General features: G+C 69.5%; 14 protein-coding genes and 1 pseudogene. 4 read left to right on the forward strand and 11 right to left on the reverse strand.

What is annotated here, in order from left to right:
- Positions 1-36 precede the first annotated feature (36 nt).
- Positions 37-1236: an SUKH-4 family immunity protein gene (locus OG883_RS38765; RefSeq protein WP_266551605.1), complete on the reverse strand. Its 1200-nt coding sequence runs from the start codon at positions 1234-1236 to the stop codon at positions 37-39.
- Positions 1237-1421: 185 nt separating this feature from the next.
- On the opposite strand from OG883_RS38765, the gene OG883_RS38770 reads away from it, so the two are divergent.
- Complete coding sequence (locus OG883_RS38770) at positions 1422-2003, forward strand: hypothetical protein (protein WP_266551607.1); 582 nt, start codon at positions 1422-1424, stop codon at positions 2001-2003.
- 391 nt (positions 2004-2394) lie between these two features.
- On the opposite strand, the gene OG883_RS38775 is transcribed toward OG883_RS38770, so the two are convergent.
- Positions 2395-2676 carry a hypothetical protein gene (locus tag OG883_RS38775; RefSeq protein ID WP_266553323.1) on the reverse strand — a complete coding sequence of 94 codons (282 nt, stop codon included), beginning with the start codon at positions 2674-2676 and terminating at the stop codon, positions 2395-2397.
- The gene (locus OG883_RS38780) at positions 2643-3161 is read right to left on the reverse strand and encodes a hypothetical protein (RefSeq protein ID WP_266553326.1); all 519 of its coding nucleotides are present in this window, start codon (positions 3159-3161) and stop codon (positions 2643-2645) included. Before OG883_RS38780 ends, OG883_RS38775 begins: the two co-directional genes overlap by 34 nt.
- 70 nt (positions 3162-3231) lie before the next feature.
- Between OG883_RS38780 and OG883_RS38785 the strand changes: the two genes are divergently transcribed.
- Positions 3232-3537, forward strand: a complete 306-nt coding sequence (locus OG883_RS38785) for a hypothetical protein (protein WP_266553329.1) — start codon at positions 3232-3234, stop codon at positions 3535-3537.
- Positions 3538-3601: 64 nt separating this feature from the next.
- Here the strand turns inward: OG883_RS38785 and OG883_RS38790 are convergent, their stop codons facing one another.
- From OG883_RS38790 to OG883_RS38800, 3 genes are all read right to left on the reverse strand, one after another.
- A complete protein-coding gene (locus OG883_RS38790) occupies positions 3602-4966 on the reverse strand; it encodes a triacylglycerol lipase (RefSeq protein WP_266551609.1) in 1365 nt (454 codons plus the stop codon).
- An 840-nt stretch (positions 4967-5806) separates the two neighbouring features.
- Entirely contained in the window at positions 5807-6967 is a 1161-nt protein-coding gene (locus tag OG883_RS38795; RefSeq protein ID WP_266551621.1) for an NAD(P)/FAD-dependent oxidoreductase, read from the reverse strand.
- Positions 6968-7258: 291 nt separating this feature from the next.
- The gene (locus tag OG883_RS38800) at positions 7259-7660 is read right to left on the reverse strand and encodes a RidA family protein (protein WP_266551623.1); all 402 of its coding nucleotides are present in this window, start codon (positions 7658-7660) and stop codon (positions 7259-7261) included.
- 97 nt (positions 7661-7757) lie between these two features.
- On the opposite strand from OG883_RS38800, the gene OG883_RS38805 reads away from it, so the two are divergent.
- Positions 7758-8732, forward strand: coding sequence for a YafY family protein (locus tag OG883_RS38805; RefSeq protein ID WP_266551625.1), 975 nt, complete (start codon positions 7758-7760; stop codon positions 8730-8732).
- 406 nt (positions 8733-9138) lie between these two features.
- Here OG883_RS38805 and OG883_RS38810 read toward each other — a convergent pair.
- The 4 genes and pseudogenes from OG883_RS38810 to OG883_RS38825 all read right to left on the reverse strand — a co-directional run.
- Positions 9139-9312 (reverse strand): annotated as a pseudogene (locus OG883_RS38810) (MerR family DNA-binding transcriptional regulator); the annotation flags it as partial.
- A gap of 110 nt (positions 9313-9422) precedes the next feature.
- Complete coding sequence (locus tag OG883_RS38815) at positions 9423-10205, reverse strand: calcium-binding protein (protein ID WP_266551627.1); 783 nt, start codon at positions 10203-10205, stop codon at positions 9423-9425.
- A gap of 68 nt (positions 10206-10273) precedes the next feature.
- Positions 10274-11056 carry a calcium-binding protein gene (locus OG883_RS38820; protein WP_266551629.1) on the reverse strand — a complete coding sequence of 261 codons (783 nt, stop codon included), beginning with the start codon at positions 11054-11056 and terminating at the stop codon, positions 10274-10276.
- Positions 11057-12559: 1503 nt separating this feature from the next.
- Positions 12560-13108 carry a tellurite resistance TerB family protein gene (locus OG883_RS38825; protein WP_266551631.1) on the reverse strand — a complete coding sequence of 183 codons (549 nt, stop codon included), beginning with the start codon at positions 13106-13108 and terminating at the stop codon, positions 12560-12562.
- A gap of 534 nt (positions 13109-13642) precedes the next feature.
- Between OG883_RS38825 and OG883_RS38830 the strand changes: the two genes are divergently transcribed.
- Positions 13643-14458 carry an inositol monophosphatase family protein gene (locus OG883_RS38830; protein WP_266553222.1) on the forward strand — a complete coding sequence of 272 codons (816 nt, stop codon included), beginning with the start codon at positions 13643-13645 and terminating at the stop codon, positions 14456-14458.
- A gap of 531 nt (positions 14459-14989) precedes the next feature.
- Here the strand turns inward: OG883_RS38830 and OG883_RS38835 are convergent.
- The gene (locus OG883_RS38835; protein WP_266551633.1) at positions 14990-15859 is read right to left on the reverse strand and encodes a recombinase family protein; all 870 of its coding nucleotides are present in this window, start codon (positions 15857-15859) and stop codon (positions 14990-14992) included.
- Positions 15860-15932 lie beyond the last annotated feature (73 nt).

A 15932-nucleotide genomic window follows, 5' to 3' on the forward strand; every position in this document is an offset into this window, starting at 1 on the left:
GCTTCGGAGCACCGGCCGGGAGGTGCGGCGCCAGGCTCAGAGCACGCCTCCCGCCTCGTCGTGGAACACCTCCGGCCAGTAGCGGAAGTCGTCCTCGCCCGTCGAGGGGAGGCAGGCGACCGGGTCCACCGACGCGAGGACCTCGGCCATCGTGTCAGCGAGCTGGTGGTAGAAGTCCTGGGTGAAGTCGTGCTCCTCGTCGAGCCGTTGCTCCAGGCTGTACATCCACATCGTGAACGCCAGCGTGGATATGTCGGCGTTGACCGGAGTCGTCGTGTCGTCACCGTAGAGGTGGTACGAGAGGAGGCCTGTGCGGCCGTCGATCACGACCTCGAAGTCATGGATCAGGCTGCCCAGACAGACCAGGTTGTCCGCGTCGGCCGGCATCCGGCAGGGATCTTCGTCCGTGGGGGTCTCGGACTCCGCGAGTGTCCGGAGCAAGGATTCGTCGCGCCACAGGCCGAACATGAGCTCCACCTTCGGTAGCCCGACCTCCGTGAGGAACCGTCGAGTCGGCTCGTGGACCAGGGCCGCAGGCAGCGCAGAGGGTTCGATGCGCACCATCTCTTCCGGGCCGAACTCCTCGTCCAACAACCCCGTCGGCAGCTCCAGCCGAAGGCCCGCGCCCGGTGCGGCGACCAGAGCCAGCGGTCGGACGACGGCGGCGATCCGCCAGAACGCAGGGAGGGGATGCTCCCATGCGGACGGCGTGCCTGCACTGCCCCAGCCGTCGTCGCCCCAGTCCTCGTCGGCGAAGACCGACATCAGCAGCGCCGATGCCTCCGCCACCACAGCGGTCCCGGTCCGCCCCGCCAGCGCGGCGAACCTGCCCCGCATCAAACGGAAGTCGTCCACCTGCGCGAGGAATCGCGCCAGGGCGTCGACGGAGGGTGCGAGAGGGATCACGTCGATCAGGCCGGGCGAGTTCTCGAGGAGGTACATGCTGAAGACCCGGCCCGTGGCCCCGTCAAGGACGACCTCCTGGGCGTCGTTCTCCTCGCAGCGAAGGTGTCCGATCAGCAGCAGGTCCGCGATGTACGGATCGAGCTTGCCCGGGTCCGCCCCTTTGGCGAGCAGATCCGGGACGGGCACCACCCGGGACTCGGCAAGCGGCACGAACCGGATCAGGCCGTGCTCCGCGGGCAGCCCGGGTCCGGTCAGGCGGCGGCGGGTCGCCTCGTGCGTGATGGACGGATGGAGTGCGTGCGCGGGTACGACGATGCTGTTCGCGGACATGGATCCCCCTGGTGCTGTGCCGTGATCTCTCTACGACCACCACGATAGGAGGCACCACTGACAGCGGGTCAGCTGCGAGCTGCGCACGCGACGAAGTGCGTCCAGGAGGCGGGGGAGAGCGCGGGCTGCGGGCGCCGGAGCGCGGACCCGACGGTGTCCCGCAGGAATGGCCCTAGGCTCGGGTGATGGGCAGCTTCACCACACATCGCCTGCGGGCGCACGACCGTACGCGTTCGCCGGTGCAGCGCTTCGGCGCGCTGCGCACGTGCATCGCGGAGTTCGCTCCGTACGGCTTCCGCGCGACCTACCATCACGTGTGCCGCAGCGCCGGGATTCCGGCCGAGCCCGAGGTGGACTCGGAGGCTGTGGTGCGGGCAGTCGAGGAGCTGCACGCCGCGCGGGAGATCTGGCTGGCGGAATTCCGTGTGTGGCAGGTCCGTCGCCGTACGCAGAAGGCCGTCGGCGTACGCATTCCCGACCCGCCCGAACCACGACGCCTGCTCTGGTACCCCGACCCGGAGTTCCACCCGGCCGAACCGCTCGCGGCGGTGATGCCGCGCATCCTGCGCGCCCCCGCCGGGGATCTGGCCGAATGCCCGGTGTGCGAAGCGGGCCGCGGCAGGAAATCCTGGCACGACGGGTTCACGGAGCACCAGCTCTGCGCGGGATGCGGGGTGAGCCTCGCCGGACGGCCCACCGAGCCCGCTCCCGGGGTCGAGGCCGCCCGCGCGGAGCGCTGGAGGCTGGTCTGGAGGCGTCGGGTATGAGAACGGGCCGTCGCTGTGCTGTCCGCGCGTGGGCGGCCCGTGGTCACGGGTCCGGAGGGTACGGGAGCCCGGCCATGATGCGCCGGCCCCGAGACAGGCTTGGGGTCTGTCGTCAAATGATCTTGGTGCTGGATCGCGGTTGGGTGATGAGTCGCCACGAACTGCCGGATGCCGAGTGGGTGTTCGTCCGTCCGCTGCTGCCCCGTTCGGAGCGGGGCAGATCTGCAAACGGCGCAGTGTCGTCGAACGGTGTTTCAACAGGTTGAAGCAGTGGCGCGGCATCGCGACGATACGACAAGACCGCCGGGTCCCTACCGAGCAGCTGTCACCCTCGCATCGCTGCCTATGTGAGGGTGACACGTTGACGACAACTCCTGGGCTGCCTTTCGGGTCATTCCCCGGCCCCGGCGTGGATGTTGCGGCGGCGCGGTCGGCCCCGGTTCCGGCCGCGGCTGGTCCGCATCCGGCTGGTCCGCATCCGGCTGGTCCACAGCCGGGCTGCGGCCTCCGGGTCCCGCGCGGCCAGTTCGGCGAGCGCCGGGTGCAGGTCCGCCTGGGCCAGCCGTTCGGCGAGCGGATCGCGGCGGTCGGCCTCGTCGCGCTGACTGCTGTACCGGTCGAGCCAGGCGATCTGCCCGATCAGCGCGAGGCTGGTGGTGGCGGCAGCAGCCATTGGACCGGTCCGCGGGGTGAGCTGTCCAGCAACGCGCTGCCGGTGAACGCAATCTCCGCCAGGAGCAGCGACACCCCGGCGCAGGCCAGGCAGCAGGGGCTGTTCACTTGGGCCGGCAGCCCGGACAGCAGACGGGCGCGGCAGGCGGCGTGGAAGTCCTCCCGGATGGTGCCGAAGGCAGTGTCGCGGAGCACGATGTTGCCGAGGGCGGCGGGCGCGGTGCGGCGGCGCAGCGCTGCGAGCAGGGCGTCCGGCAGCGTGTGCCCGGCGGCGCGCGCGGGGTCGGCACCGGCCGCGGTGAGGCTCAGGTTGCCGCGGTGGTTGACGGTGACCAGCCCGTCGAGCAGCAGTTGGGATGCGGCTGCCTGGGTGTCGTCCTCGGGCCACCAGCGGTCGGCGGCGACATGGTACGGGTCGAGCACGGCGCAGCGCTCGCTCGCCGCCCGGTAGCGCTGGCCGTCCCAGTGGCGACGCAGGCCGAGCAACCCGTCCGTCGCGGATCAGAGCCTGTAGTGCGTTGACGCGGCGGCGGGCGAGGGCGAGGACCGCCTGGACGTGTCGCTTGCCTTCGCCGCGCTCGCGGTCGTGGAGGGCCCGGTCACCGGTCCTGGCAGCAGCACCGAACCCGAGCTGACGGACCGGCTCCAGCACCAGGTTCTCGACCAATGGACCGACGCGTCCCCCTGCCCCCACACAGCATGGAGAGCCCCGGCGGCGCCGGACCTTCGGCGGCCGGGCCGACACAAAGAGGAGGAGGCACAGGGCGACACCGACCGGCAGGAGTCGTCGCTGGTGTACGAACCTGGAGACGTGGCCCAACGGGCATCAACGGGTGCCCGGCCGCAGCCTGACGTGGCGTGATGTACCGCGGTCACTCCGGAGGCAGTAGGCCGCCGAAGTGACCGCAGTGCACGGATCGTTGGCGTCAGCCGACGATCCGCTCCACGACCCAGTCGGCCAGCGTCTCGGTGACCTGGCTGTGCTCGGTGTTCTCCGTGTCGCACTTGAACTCGTCGAGCATGCTCTTCTCGACGGGCAGCGACTCGATGTCCTCGTAAGGGCTTACGTTCCATGCGACCGGGTCGAAGTCCAGCGCTACCGCGCTCACCGCCGGGACGAAGCAACTGCTGCGGTACTCCTGTGGGATCTCGGCCTTGAGCGCGTCGGCGATCATGCCGAAGGAGGCGAGACCGCCGCCGGGGGCGCCGTCGAGGGCAGGTACGTGGGAGGTGTTGCTGCGGCGTACCTGACCCAGCGCCTTCATCTCGCCGACCGGCTGGTGCTCGCCGCCGTTGGGCTGGAAGCGGGCCGTCGCGGCGGCAATCAGCGGCAGTCGCCAGTCGAACACCGTCTCGCCGGGCGGCAGGTCGCGGCCTGTGCCGTCTCCGGTGCCGTTGGCCACGCCCAGCTTGCGGGGGCGCATCGGGAACTGGCCGTACTGCTTCAGCTCCGCCAGGAACTGCTTACGCAGTTCGCTGGTAGTGGCGACCGGGCCGGAGTACTTGGCATTTTCGACCCAGGCCCACAGCAGTTGCTGGGCTGCGGGGCTCCTGATCAGGTCGGCCTGCTTGGGCGCGTCGGGGTTGCCGGTGGGGAAGGACTCGAAGAAGTAGGCCATCTGCTGGAGCACCAGCGGGATCCACGCTCCGTTGTGGGGGGTGTCCCAGGAGATGTAGGTCTCCGTCTGGTGGTCCATGCCGTGGTGCTCCATCTCGGCGAGGGCATAGCGGGTGATCATGCCGCCCATGCTCACTCCGCCCACGATCAGCGGGGCATCGCCCTGCCGCTCGCTGATGGCCTGCTGGATGGCGCTGATCACCACACCGGCGTTCGCCTGGATGTAGGTGTGACGCTGCTCGAAGCCGACCAGGATGACGTCGACGCCCGCGGCGAGCAGTTGGTCGAGGAGGCCGGGCTTGCCCTTCTTGTAGGGCGCGTTGAAGTGCCCCCACAGTCCTGGCAGATCGCTGGGGCCGTAGTTGAAGCCGTCCGCGAAGATGAAGGGCCGCTTCAGGCTCTTGTGTCCGTTGGCCAAGTAGACCTCCGCCGATCCGGTCGCCACCTCGCGTCGGTAGGGCCGGGCGGACCGCAGCTCCCAGGTCCTTGGCTTCCGATCCTCGGGATGGGCCGCACGGGCCGGGCTCGCGAACCAGACGCCCGGCTTCAGCGCCCCGGCGAGCGTCGCCGACGCCTCGGCCGAGGGCTTCTCTTCAGCCTGCTTCGCCGTCAACTCGACGTCGATCCTGGCTTCCTGCGCCATGACTACCGCCTCTGCTTGGGTGCTTTTCATGGATATGCCACTGGATGTGTGCGGCGGTCTGCACCGCGCCCGCATGCGATTGGGCAGGGCAGCGCCTTGGGGTTGCCGCCAATCCCCGGCACATACGCAGGGCTCCGTCCCCGCATGGTCACCGAGTGTAACAGATTGGTAACCTAGCGTGTCATCGGGCGAGTGAGTCGTCGGGAGTCCCCGGGCCGGACACCGGTTCGGGGACTCCCGGGACTGCCGACACCGCGGTCCCCGGCAGACCCAGCTTGTGTCGGCTGCCCCCGACCGGCGTTCACCCCCCACGCGTGAGGGCAGAGCAGAGGGGGATACGCGTCGGCGGACACCGCTTCCCTCTTGCCGCAGATGAACGGCGTCTCGGGCCTGGAGGGCGTCTTTCCCCGCGCCCTCCAGCAGACCCATGTCGCCAGGCCGATGCGACCGGTGACATCGACTGGCCGGTCCAGATCGACTGCACCATCGTCCGCGCCCACCAGCGCGCCGCCGTAACCGGCCGAAAGAGGAGAAGCATCAGCTGGATGAACCGGACGATCGCGCCGTCGGCCTGTCCCGAGAAGACCTGACCACCGAACTCCACCTCGCCTGCGACGGTCGCGGCAGACCTCCCGGCCATCCTCCTCACCGCAGGCCAACAACGCGACAGCGTCTGCGCCGAGCCCTGAGGACGTACGCCGCAAGCCTGATCCGCGACGGCTCGGGCTGGCCGGCTGCGGCCCCGCCCGGGGATGTCGCCACGTACCTTCGCGGTACCACGGCCGGCATCGTCTCCAGACCGACCCGACCCGGCCGGACCCGTCCGGCAGTGAAGGGTTCAATAGTGCCGGGCGGTGGGCCGCGGCGGGTTCAGGATCGAGCCGGGCGCGGTCCGGTGACCGCCTCGGCGAGCAGGCTGCGCCCGGCCGGGGTGGTGAGGACGCCGCGCAGAGCTGTGTCCTGTACGGCGCGAGCGGGTGCCGAGCGCAGCGTCCAGGCGCGGGTGGCGAAGTCGGTGCGGGCGAGCACGCGCAGGGCGTCGGCGCGGCGGGCGCGGCGCCAGGCCGTGAGCCCGTCGGCCGCACGGCCGCCGCGGGCGGTCGCACCCGGCAGCGCGGCGGCGAGTGAGACGGCGTCCCGCAGGCCGAGGTTGAGTCCCTGCCCGCCGACCGGGCTGCACACATGGGCGGCGTCGCCGATCAGCAGCACCCGCCGGCTCCCGTGGCGTGCGGCGAGGCGCCGGTGGGTGCGGAAGGTACTCGTCCAGCGGCATTCGCGTACGGCCGCCGTCCACCCCCGGGCCGCCGCCTCGGCGGCGAGCATCCCCGGGCCGTCCGCACCGTTCGGTGCGGGGCCGTGCGGCAGGTGCAGCACCACCGGGGCCCAGCCGTCGAGGTGCATCGGAACCACCACGAGAAGGCCGCGCGGCCCGCCGATCATATGCACTCGCGCCGGGTCCAGCGAGGGATCCTCGACCCGCAGGTCGGCGAGCTGCCACGTGCCGGCATAGGTCCGGCCGCGAAACGCCGTACCGGCCAGGGCGCGCAGTGTGCTCGACGCGCCGTCGGCCGCCACTACCCAGCGGGCGCGCAGTGGGTCGAGGGCGTCCGACAGCACGGTGACGCCATCGGCGTTCTCCTCGACCGACCGGACGGCCGCCGAGCGGTGCACGCGCACACCCGCGCGTTCGGCCTCCGTGGCGAGCATGCCCTCGGTCGCACATTGCGGGACGGTCAGGATGTACGGGTACGGGGAGCGCAGGCGTGTCAGGTCGAAGCCGCCGAGCCTGTGCCCTTGCGACCACATCTCCACCGTGTCCACGCGCCGGCCCAGCGGGTGTAGTGACTCGGCCAGCCCGCTCGGGGCCAGGGCCTCCAGGGTCCGCGCGTGCAGGTCCGTCGCCCGGGACTCGGTGACCGGACCGGGACGGCGTTCCAGCGCCACCGCACCGAGCCCCGACCGGGCGAGCAGCAGTGCGGCGCTCAGGCCGACCGGCCCTGCCCCCACCACCACATCCGCGTCGATCGCCACGTCCGGCACTCTAGTCGGGCCCGGTGGTGCGCGGACCGCGGACCGTGGGCCCGGAACACGGTCGGCCGTGCGGTCCTGACGGACGTGACAGACAGGTGGCGAGCATCACGCACGCCTCCTCGACGCCTCGTAGGCGAGCCGCGTGCGCTCGCCTACGAGGTGGTCCCTCACCGGAGCGACGTGTTGCCCGGACCTTCGTGTCCGATGGCGCCCGTTCACATTGCCACGCCACCCCGTTACTGAACCGCCACCCGCGTCGGGTTGAACAGCCCGGCTGCGGGCGGCGGCGAGTCAGGGCCGGGCGGCGACGGCCTCGACCTCGAACAGCACGTCAGGCGCAGCCAGGCTCGCGACACCGATGAGGGTTTGCGTGGGCGGTTTCGTGCCCCAGCCCTCCTGCACGGCCCCGGCGATTGGCCCAAGCTTGCTGACGTCATGGTTCACCACATACGTCCTGAGCTGGACGACGTGGCTGAGGTCTAGCCCATGGGCGGCAAGAGCGACGCCGATGTTGTGGAACGTCTGCTTCACCTGCTCGGTGAAGTCGGTCGAGACAACCGCGCCGTCTGGGCCCGATCCGTACTGACCCGCGATAAGCACCAGTTCCGTACCTGCGGGGACGGTGGCGGTGTGGCTGTAGCCGAACGGGACCGGGTCGTGCAAACCGTCCGGATTGACAATGGCGTGTGCCATGTGGGTCACCTCTCGTGTGCGATGGGGCGTTGTCATGCTGGTAAGCCTCCCAACGAATCACGACATCTCATGTCGTGTATTCCTGTAGTGTTTTCGTATGCGCGCCGATCGGTTGGTATCGCTGGTCCTGCTGCTGCGGCAGCACGGTCGGCTGTCCGCGACCGCGCTGGCCCGCGAGCTGGAGGTATCCACCCGCACCGTGCTGCGCGACATCGAGGCGCTGTCCGCAGCCGGCGTCCCGGTCTACGCCGAACGCGGTCGGCACGGCGGCTTCGCTTTGCTGCCCGGTTTCCAGACCGAGCTCACCGGACTGAACCACGACGAGGCACTTGCCCTGCTGGTCGCCGGATCGCGGCGCGGCGCGCAGGCATTCGGACTCGGCTCGGCGCTCGCTTCGGCCATGCGCAAGGTGGTTGACGCGCTGCCCGAACGCTCTCGGGCCACCGCGGCCGGCGCGGCTCAGCGATTGCTCATCGACCCGGAGACCGACCTCCTCTCGCGTCGGCCGGTTGTCGAGGAGGTGCCTGACACCATCGTGGCCGAGGTGCGGCGCGCGGTGTTCGCCGGACACAAGCTGCGCATCCACTACGCGGCTGTGGATCAGACCCCGAAGTGGCGCACGGTGGACCCGATCGGCCTGGTCACCGTGCGCGACCAGGGCTACTTGCTGGCCACGCGGTCCGGCGCGGACCGCACCTACCGGCTGTCCCGCATCTTGGCCGCCGAGGAACTCGCCGAACCGGCACAGCGACCAGAACGGGTCGATCTGGACCGGGCCTGGCAGGAACGCAGCACACGGTTTCGGACCGGCGGCGACCAAGTCACCGTGCTGGTACGGGTGAACCCGGCGCGGCGGGAGGATCTGGTGGGCACCGCGCTGGCCGTCCTCGCCGAGGAAGCCGACGCAGACGGCTGGCTGCGGCTGGAGGTGACCTTCCAAGATTCGAGACATGCCGAATGGGCGCTGTGGCAGCTCGCCACGAGCGCGGAGGCCCTGGCCCCGCCGTGGTTGCGCAACTCCCTGCGCAACCGCGCCGCCGCGATCGCCACCTGCTACGGAGTGTCATCCTGAGAGTTGCCGCCTTCTGCGAGCCGCCGCCGAAGCCGACAAGCGCCGGCCGAGCTCGTCGGAGTTCGACCTCACCCCGCGGCACCTGTCACCGTTCGCGGAGGCCCCCACCTGTTCCGCGGCCCTGTCGTGCAGTTCGGCGAGCCGGAAGAGGGCCAGGGTCCCGCCGGCGTCGACGGCCTGCCCGGCGAGCTGTTCGGCCTCCTCACGATCCCCGGCTCTTTCCCGCAGCTCAGCGAGCCGGTGCAATGCGTCGGTGTTGCCTGCCTCTTTGGCTTGCCGATACAGGATCTCCGCGCTTTCGTAGTTCCCGGCCGCCCTCGTCCTCTGGCGAGCTGGTACAAGGCCCACGTGTGGCCGGCCTCGGCGGCTTGCCGGGCGAGTTGTTCGGCTCCCCCGTGATCCCCAGCCGGATCCGGATCAGGCCCACCACGGCCTGGGCGTCGTAGCGCCGATATCCCGAAGCGTCACGTTCGGGTTCGGCGAGCAGGCCGCGCCGGTGATAGGGGCGCACGGCCCGAACTGTGACCCCCGTCTGGGCAGCGAGCTGGCCAATGGCGAGCGCCGGACACGATCTCCCCAGTGTGTGCTCGGTCGGTGCGATGCTCGTCGGGCCGGGGCGAGGTGCAACGGGCCGCGCCCCGGCCGACCGCTTCACGCCCTCTCAGCCGCGAGGGCACACCGGACCTGCTGTCAGGGGCAGTTGACCATCGAGTCGCCGGTGTCGCGGTTGCAGGAGTCGAAGGCGAGGCCGCCGTCGAGGCTGTCGTTGGCGTTGACGCCGTCGGTGGCGTTGAGGGTGTCGTTGCCCTCGTCGCCGCTCAGGGTGTCGTTGCCGCTTCCTCCGGCCAGAGTGTCGTTTCCGGTGTTCCCGTTGAGGGTGTCGTTGCCCTCGTCCCCGTTGAGGGTGTCGTTTCCGGCATTGCCGTTAATGGTGTCGTTCCCTCCCAGTCCGGAGATGGTGTCGTTTCCGGGCCCACCGTTGATGGTGTCGTTGCCCGGAGTCGCTGCTGTGAGGCCGAGGACCCCGGTCGGGTCGTCGCCGACGAGACGATCCGCGCGGGGGCCGCCGTTGAGCTGATCCTTGCCGTCGCCCCCGTAGAGAGTGGCGGGAACATCCAGATTCGGGGAGACCGTGATGTCGTCGTCGGCGTCCTGGCCGTTGACCTGCACGGCCGTGGGGAGCGGGCACGCCGCGGTGTTCTCCGACCGTGTCTCGCAGGGGGCTACGGCGCGCACTTCGTCCGTGTTGTCCGACACGAGGACGACGCTGCCCTGACGGCGGATGGTGATGTCATTGGCCACGCCCTGATCCGCCGTGACGAGCAGGGTGCCGCCGGCCATCTCGACCACCGTGGCGCCCGCGAGTTGCCGGGGCTCGGCGGTGAGCGGGGCCGCTGAGGCCGAGGTGCCGGCCAGTGCAGCGCAGAGGAGCGCTCCGGCCGACAGGATCACGTAGATACGTCGTGCTGTCATGGTTGTGCGTCTCCTTCGTCGTGTAGCTGGCACTGGGGGCCTGTCTCCGTGCCGTTCGCGCGCGCCGGTCATGGGCACTCTGTGACGCTGTCGCCCAGGTCGGCCGGGCAGCTGTCGGCCTGGGTGCCCCCCTGGACGTAGTCGTTGCCGCTGACATCATCGACGGCGTTGAGACTGTCGCGGCCCGGGCCCCCCTCCACGAAGTCGTTGCCGGTGCCGGCGACCACCTGGTCGTCACCGTCGCCACCGCTCACCACGTCGTTGCCGGCGCCTGCGTTGATGACGTCGGAGCTGGCCCGGCCCTCGATCGAGTCGTTGCCGGCGCCGCCGAAGATCCGGTCCGGGCCGCTGGCGCCGGTGAGCGTGTCGTTGCCGCCTCCACCGGAGAGGAAGTCGGAGCCTTCGTCGCCTTCCAGGGTGTCGTTGGCGCTGCCGCCCTGGAGGCTGTCGTCACCCGCGCCACCGACCAGGGTTACCCCCGGACTCGCCAGGGAGGACGTGACGTTGTCGGCCTGGTCACCGGCGTTGACGACGAACTCGGTGAGGCTGTTGGCCCCCGGGCAGACGGCCTCTGTGGCGCTGATCGCGGTGCACCCGCCGAAAGCCACGATGGTGTCACCGGTGTCCCTCACCCGGATCGTGTTGCCGACCTGCCACACGGAGATGGTGTTGCCCAGGCCCACAGCGGCGGTGACGGTGACCGACGTGCCGTTCTTGCTCACCAGCGTGCCGGCCACGGCGGAGCCGGGCGGCTGGGTACCGGGGGTCGCACTCGCCGGGCCGGTGAGGCACAGCGTGAAGCCGAACACCGTTGTCAGGAGCGCAACGGTGCGATAAAGCGCCTTGTCCATGACCTGCCTCCTGGAAAGCGTGCGGGATCGTTGTTCGGCACGAAATACTTTCGTGGCCCATCCAGTGGTGACATGGCGCAGCAACGCCACCCGCATGCCTGGAATGGCGTTTGCCGTTTGGGTGCGTGAGGCCGTTCCACGGGCCCGCGAATCTTTGCCTCGTCACCTTGGTACGGGACAGCAGAATTTTGCCCGCCGGAAACGGCCGCTTACGGTGTGCTCGCCTTCCCGGCCTATGACGGCAGTACGGCGGTGCGTGATGGCTTACAGCAGAACTGATCGCGCATTGTCGGAAACGGTTGCCACACATCGGATGATGCCAGGCGCCCTCAGCTGCCGGGCCTGAGTATGCCGTGTGGAGACCTTGTGGAGGAGAGGGTTTAGCGCCATTGAAGGGATAATTCCCTGAGTCTCTGACGTGCGGTGCAGGCCGTGCCGATGGCAGGAGTGCTGCGGAAAGGAACGCGTGCAGAGTGGCGGAAACACCACCTCATGGCTTCCGGACTGCAGGCATGTGTCGTTCCCCCAGCCGCGTACGAACGGCTGCGGGCCAGTGCGGAATCGTTCGCCGGCGATCCCGCGGCTGCACCCTTTCGTGGCTGCGCTCTGTTCGAAGCCCCTCGCACCGGGCCGGGGAGGTGCACGTGCAGACGTCCATCGACTTGCCCGACGGTTGGACGCCCGCGCTCATCAACGTACGCATCCCGTTCTTCTGCGACGGCAAGCACTGGGCCGACGTGGCTGCCACGGAGGCCGGCTGGTCCGGCAGCGGGAACACCTTCTCGGTGGATGTCTCAACAGCCGTACGGGCTACTTCCGCGCACACCTCCGTGCCACTTCCACGTTCCAGTCGGCCACGTCGGCGCCGGTCCAGGCGGGGCGATAGCCAGTCGGCACACGCAAAGCCCCCGGTCGCGAAGACCGGGGGACCTTGGTCTGTGTCCACGCGGTGGCCCGTTGGCGGGTGTCGAGTTCCCGTTGTGCCTCGGAGGCGGCATCGATATCGGGTGGTCGCGGCCACGCCCGCCAGCGGGCACCGGGCCTCTCGTCTCGACCGTGGCCAATCCGATGGGCCCGTATGGACGGTCTCGCTGCTCTCGCAGCCCGGCCCCAGGCCATCGGGTCGTGGATGCCGGGCGGCCGAGCGAGTGGAAGGCTCTGTTCCGCCGTGGGTGAGGTGTGGACTGTTTCCACGCCGCTGTGCGGGTTGTTGGAAGCGACGATGCCCGAGGGCCTGGTCCGCAACGCGATCTCGCTGCCCCGGCCTGGCCGGACTGCGCCTGCCGCGCGGCCCGCCCAGTCCGCAGCCTGTACCCGCCTCCACCCCGGCCCTCTCACCCCGAGACGGGAAGAGCCCCGCACCGGCCCGCACACTCGTGTTGAGTGCCGACGCACGCCGTTCCTGCAGGCCGCTGACCGAAGGCCTCGAATGTCCAGGGCGATAGCCGGGTGCGGGGTGCCGTTGCCCGGGCCGGACCGCGGGAACCGGACATCAGGCGTACATCAGAGCTGAAACTCGGCGGGAGACACTCCCAGCGCCGTGCAGGCCTCCCGGATGATCACCTGCTCGGCCTGCGAGAAGTCGCCGTCGGCACCCGCGATGACGATGCCGGTCTGGATCACCGCCCTCGCCTCGGTCGGCTTCTTGGCGGCCTTGGCGATGTCCTGCATCGCCTCGGCCTTGCCCTGCTGGAAGTTGTGGGTCAGCTGGTCCACGTGCTTGTTGAAGCGCTGGCGCAACTGCTCCGGCGGGAAGTTCTGCAGCACCTCATTGCTGAGGATCATCGACTCGACGTGCTGCCGCTCGGCCGGGTCCACCTGCCCGTCCGCAGCCGCGACCAGTGCGCACATCGCCATGCTTGCGTCTCGGTACGCACCGCTCTTCAGCTCGGTCTTGAGGGAGCCGAGCTGCGTCTTGAGCGCGCTGACCAACTGGGCGCGTGAACCACCGCCGGACCCCGCGCCGCGGCTGTGTCCGCCGGTCGTGCCGCGCCCGCCCTGGGACTGCTGCAGAGTCCTGGCCTGGTCCTTGAGCCGGTCCCACACTGCCATTGACGTCACCTCGGTATTCGTCTGAGTCATCGCTCGCGGACCCGCGCGCGCTCACCTGACCAACGGCCGCTCCCGGGCAAAGGTTCCGCAAAGCGCGCCGACCCTGCCCTCGTTCGCTGAAGTTCACTGTCCCGAGGTTCCCGGTCCCGGAGTATTGAGGGTCCCGGGGACATTCGGTCCCGGGATTCTCGGTGTCCTCGCCCCCGGCCCGGCCCGGTCCACGACTGGTTCGTCATGCCGCTGGCCAGCGATGACTCAGAGGCCACCGTCGAGGACAAGAGGACCGAACTGCATGATGCGGCCCAGCTGCGGCCCAGGTGGATGCCGTGACCGCCGCCCTGGCCGAGGCGCATCGGCACGGCTGGATCCACCGGGACATCACCCGCCGCTCGCGGGACGCTGGAGTGCCCGGCGACCGGCCGGGGCATACGGAGGGCAGACAACCAGGCGTAGGCCGAGGCTGAGGTGGATCCCAGCCGAGTACCTCGCGAACCAGCACTCAATCGCCGACACGCCGCGGTTATCCTGCGCAGCATGCTGATCATGAACACGGAGACTGACGCGCAACTGGCCGTGACGGCAGCCGAAGCGGGAGCGGCTGTGGTCCGCGACATGTACGGGGAATCGCTGGCGCGGTTCGAGAAATCTGCTGGTGACTTCGCGACAGCCGCAGACCTTGCGGCAGAGAAGGCCATCCTCGACATTCTGGGAACCGCCCGACCCGACGATGCCGTGACGGGCGAGGAGAGCGGACACACCGGAGCGGACGGCGCGGATCGCAGGTGGCTGGTCGATCCCTTGTGCGGCACGCTGAACTACGCCGTGCACAACATGCTGGTCGCGGTGAACGTCGCTCTGCGGGTGGGGCCTGACATCACAGCGGCCGCAGCAGCCGACCCGTTCAACGGCGAGGTGTTCTGGACTGACGGCGAACGCGCCCATCTCCGAAAAGGCGGCGTAGATGAGGAACTGACGCCTTCGCCCGGTTCCCGGCTGGTAGACATCAACCTCGACCCACCGTTCCCCAACTCACCGGCCTTCCGGGCGGCTCGCATCCTCACCGCCCCAGGATTCACCGAGCACTTCCGGCCTCGCGTCGTCTCCACCACCCTGGCGGTGGCCTGGGTCGCCGCAGGCCGAAGGGCCGCTTACGTCACCGACGGCCACCTGCGCGACAGTGTGCATTTCGCCGCCGGGATCGCCTTGTGCAAAGCCGCTGGCTGCGTGGTGACCGGCATCCACGGCCAACCGCTGCACACCGGCGCAGGTGGACTGGTCGTGGCGGCTGACCAGCAGACGCACGCCGCGTTGCTGGAGATGGTCAGCAACCAGCTCTCAGCTGACCGATAGGTCAACCGTGCGCGGCCGTGCAGCAATTGCGTACGGACGGCGCTCCGCGAAGTGCCACGCATGCTGCGGCATGCTCATCTGTCAGAAACTCGACCGGCATCCCGGATCTCCCAACAGTCGATCGACAACGACTGCCGAAGGCTCCGGTGCCACAGAACCCGAAGTTCAAAACCTCTCTTGAGTACCGCCAGGGCTTAGCGCCGTTTTCCTTTCCGATGTTCCTACCGGGGCACATGGGCATCAGATGCGAGCAGGCGAAGCTCGTCCTGAGGGGTCTTCTCCGAAACAGCGAGCGGGCGGCCCACCAGGGACGTTGACGTTGACCTCGGCTTCGCGCGGAACTCAGGTAGCGCTCGGTGGGGCTCCTCCTCTCCGGCTGCGTAACTCCATATGGGATGGCCGCGAGGTGGAGTCCGGCGCCGGGGTCGCCACGGCGGCAGGCGAGCACCGCACGCGCAACACCAAAGCGGGGTGTGACCGAGATACGCGGCAAAGGGGCAACGGGATGATCTTGAACCTCGGACGGGTCTTCTACGGTGCCGACACCACGGCGGTGTGTTCGTCGTGCTCGCGCAGCATCCTCATCACGGTCGCCGGGGAGGGATGCTGGCCCTTCTTCTTGCCGGTGGTGATGACGACCCGCTTCGCGATGTCGCGCAGGCTCATCTCCTGCTCGCGCAGGTGGAGGGCCATGGACAGCATGGATTCGTCGGTGACGCCGGCGCCGCCGATGGTCTTGCCGCGTTTGCGGGCGGACTCGTGGCCTTCGAGGGTGCGGTCGCGGATGTACTCGCGTTCCATGCCGGACATGGCCGCTAGTACGGTGAACACGATGCCGGACGGGTCGTGCGAGCCCTTCAGTTCCCCGGTGAGGAACTCCAGGCCGACGTCGCTCGCCTTCAGCTCCTCGGCGAGCGTGGCCAGTTCGATACCGCGGCCGAGTCGCTTGTGTTCGTGGACAACGATGGTGACGTGCACGCCGGAGGAGCGGATCTCCCCGGCGAGCTTGACGGCGGCCTCCAGCTCGGGGCGTCGGGTGGCGCGGGTGGAGATCTTCTCCGAGAAGACCCGGGTCACCCCGGCTTCGGCGAGGGAGTCGAGCTGTGCGTCGAGGGATTGCCGCGCGGTCGAGGCGCGGGCGTACCCGAGACGGACGTGTCCGACCGGCTCGGCGCCGGCGCTCGCGGGCCGGGGCAGCTCGGTCCAGAGCGAGCCCGGCTTGCGTACGGCGGGGGTCGGCACGCTGAGCACCTTGGTGAGTTGGGGCACGAGGCGGAAGCGGGCAGTGTGGTACTGGATCGCCACCTTGTTCTTGCCGGTGCGGCAGGGCGAGCCCGCGGGGGCGGCGCAGGTGGACATGGGGCAGTCGTGCGATTCCACGCGCTTGAAGTCGTCGCTCACACCCCAGACCGTTTCATGAGGGTGTTTCAGACGTCCAGCCGTTTGCAACAACTCATGAAACATGATCGCCGCA

Source organism: Streptomyces sp. NBC_01142, assembly GCF_026341125.1.
In the GTDB taxonomy this organism is placed as follows: Bacteria; Actinomycetota; Actinomycetes; order Streptomycetales; family Streptomycetaceae; genus Streptomyces.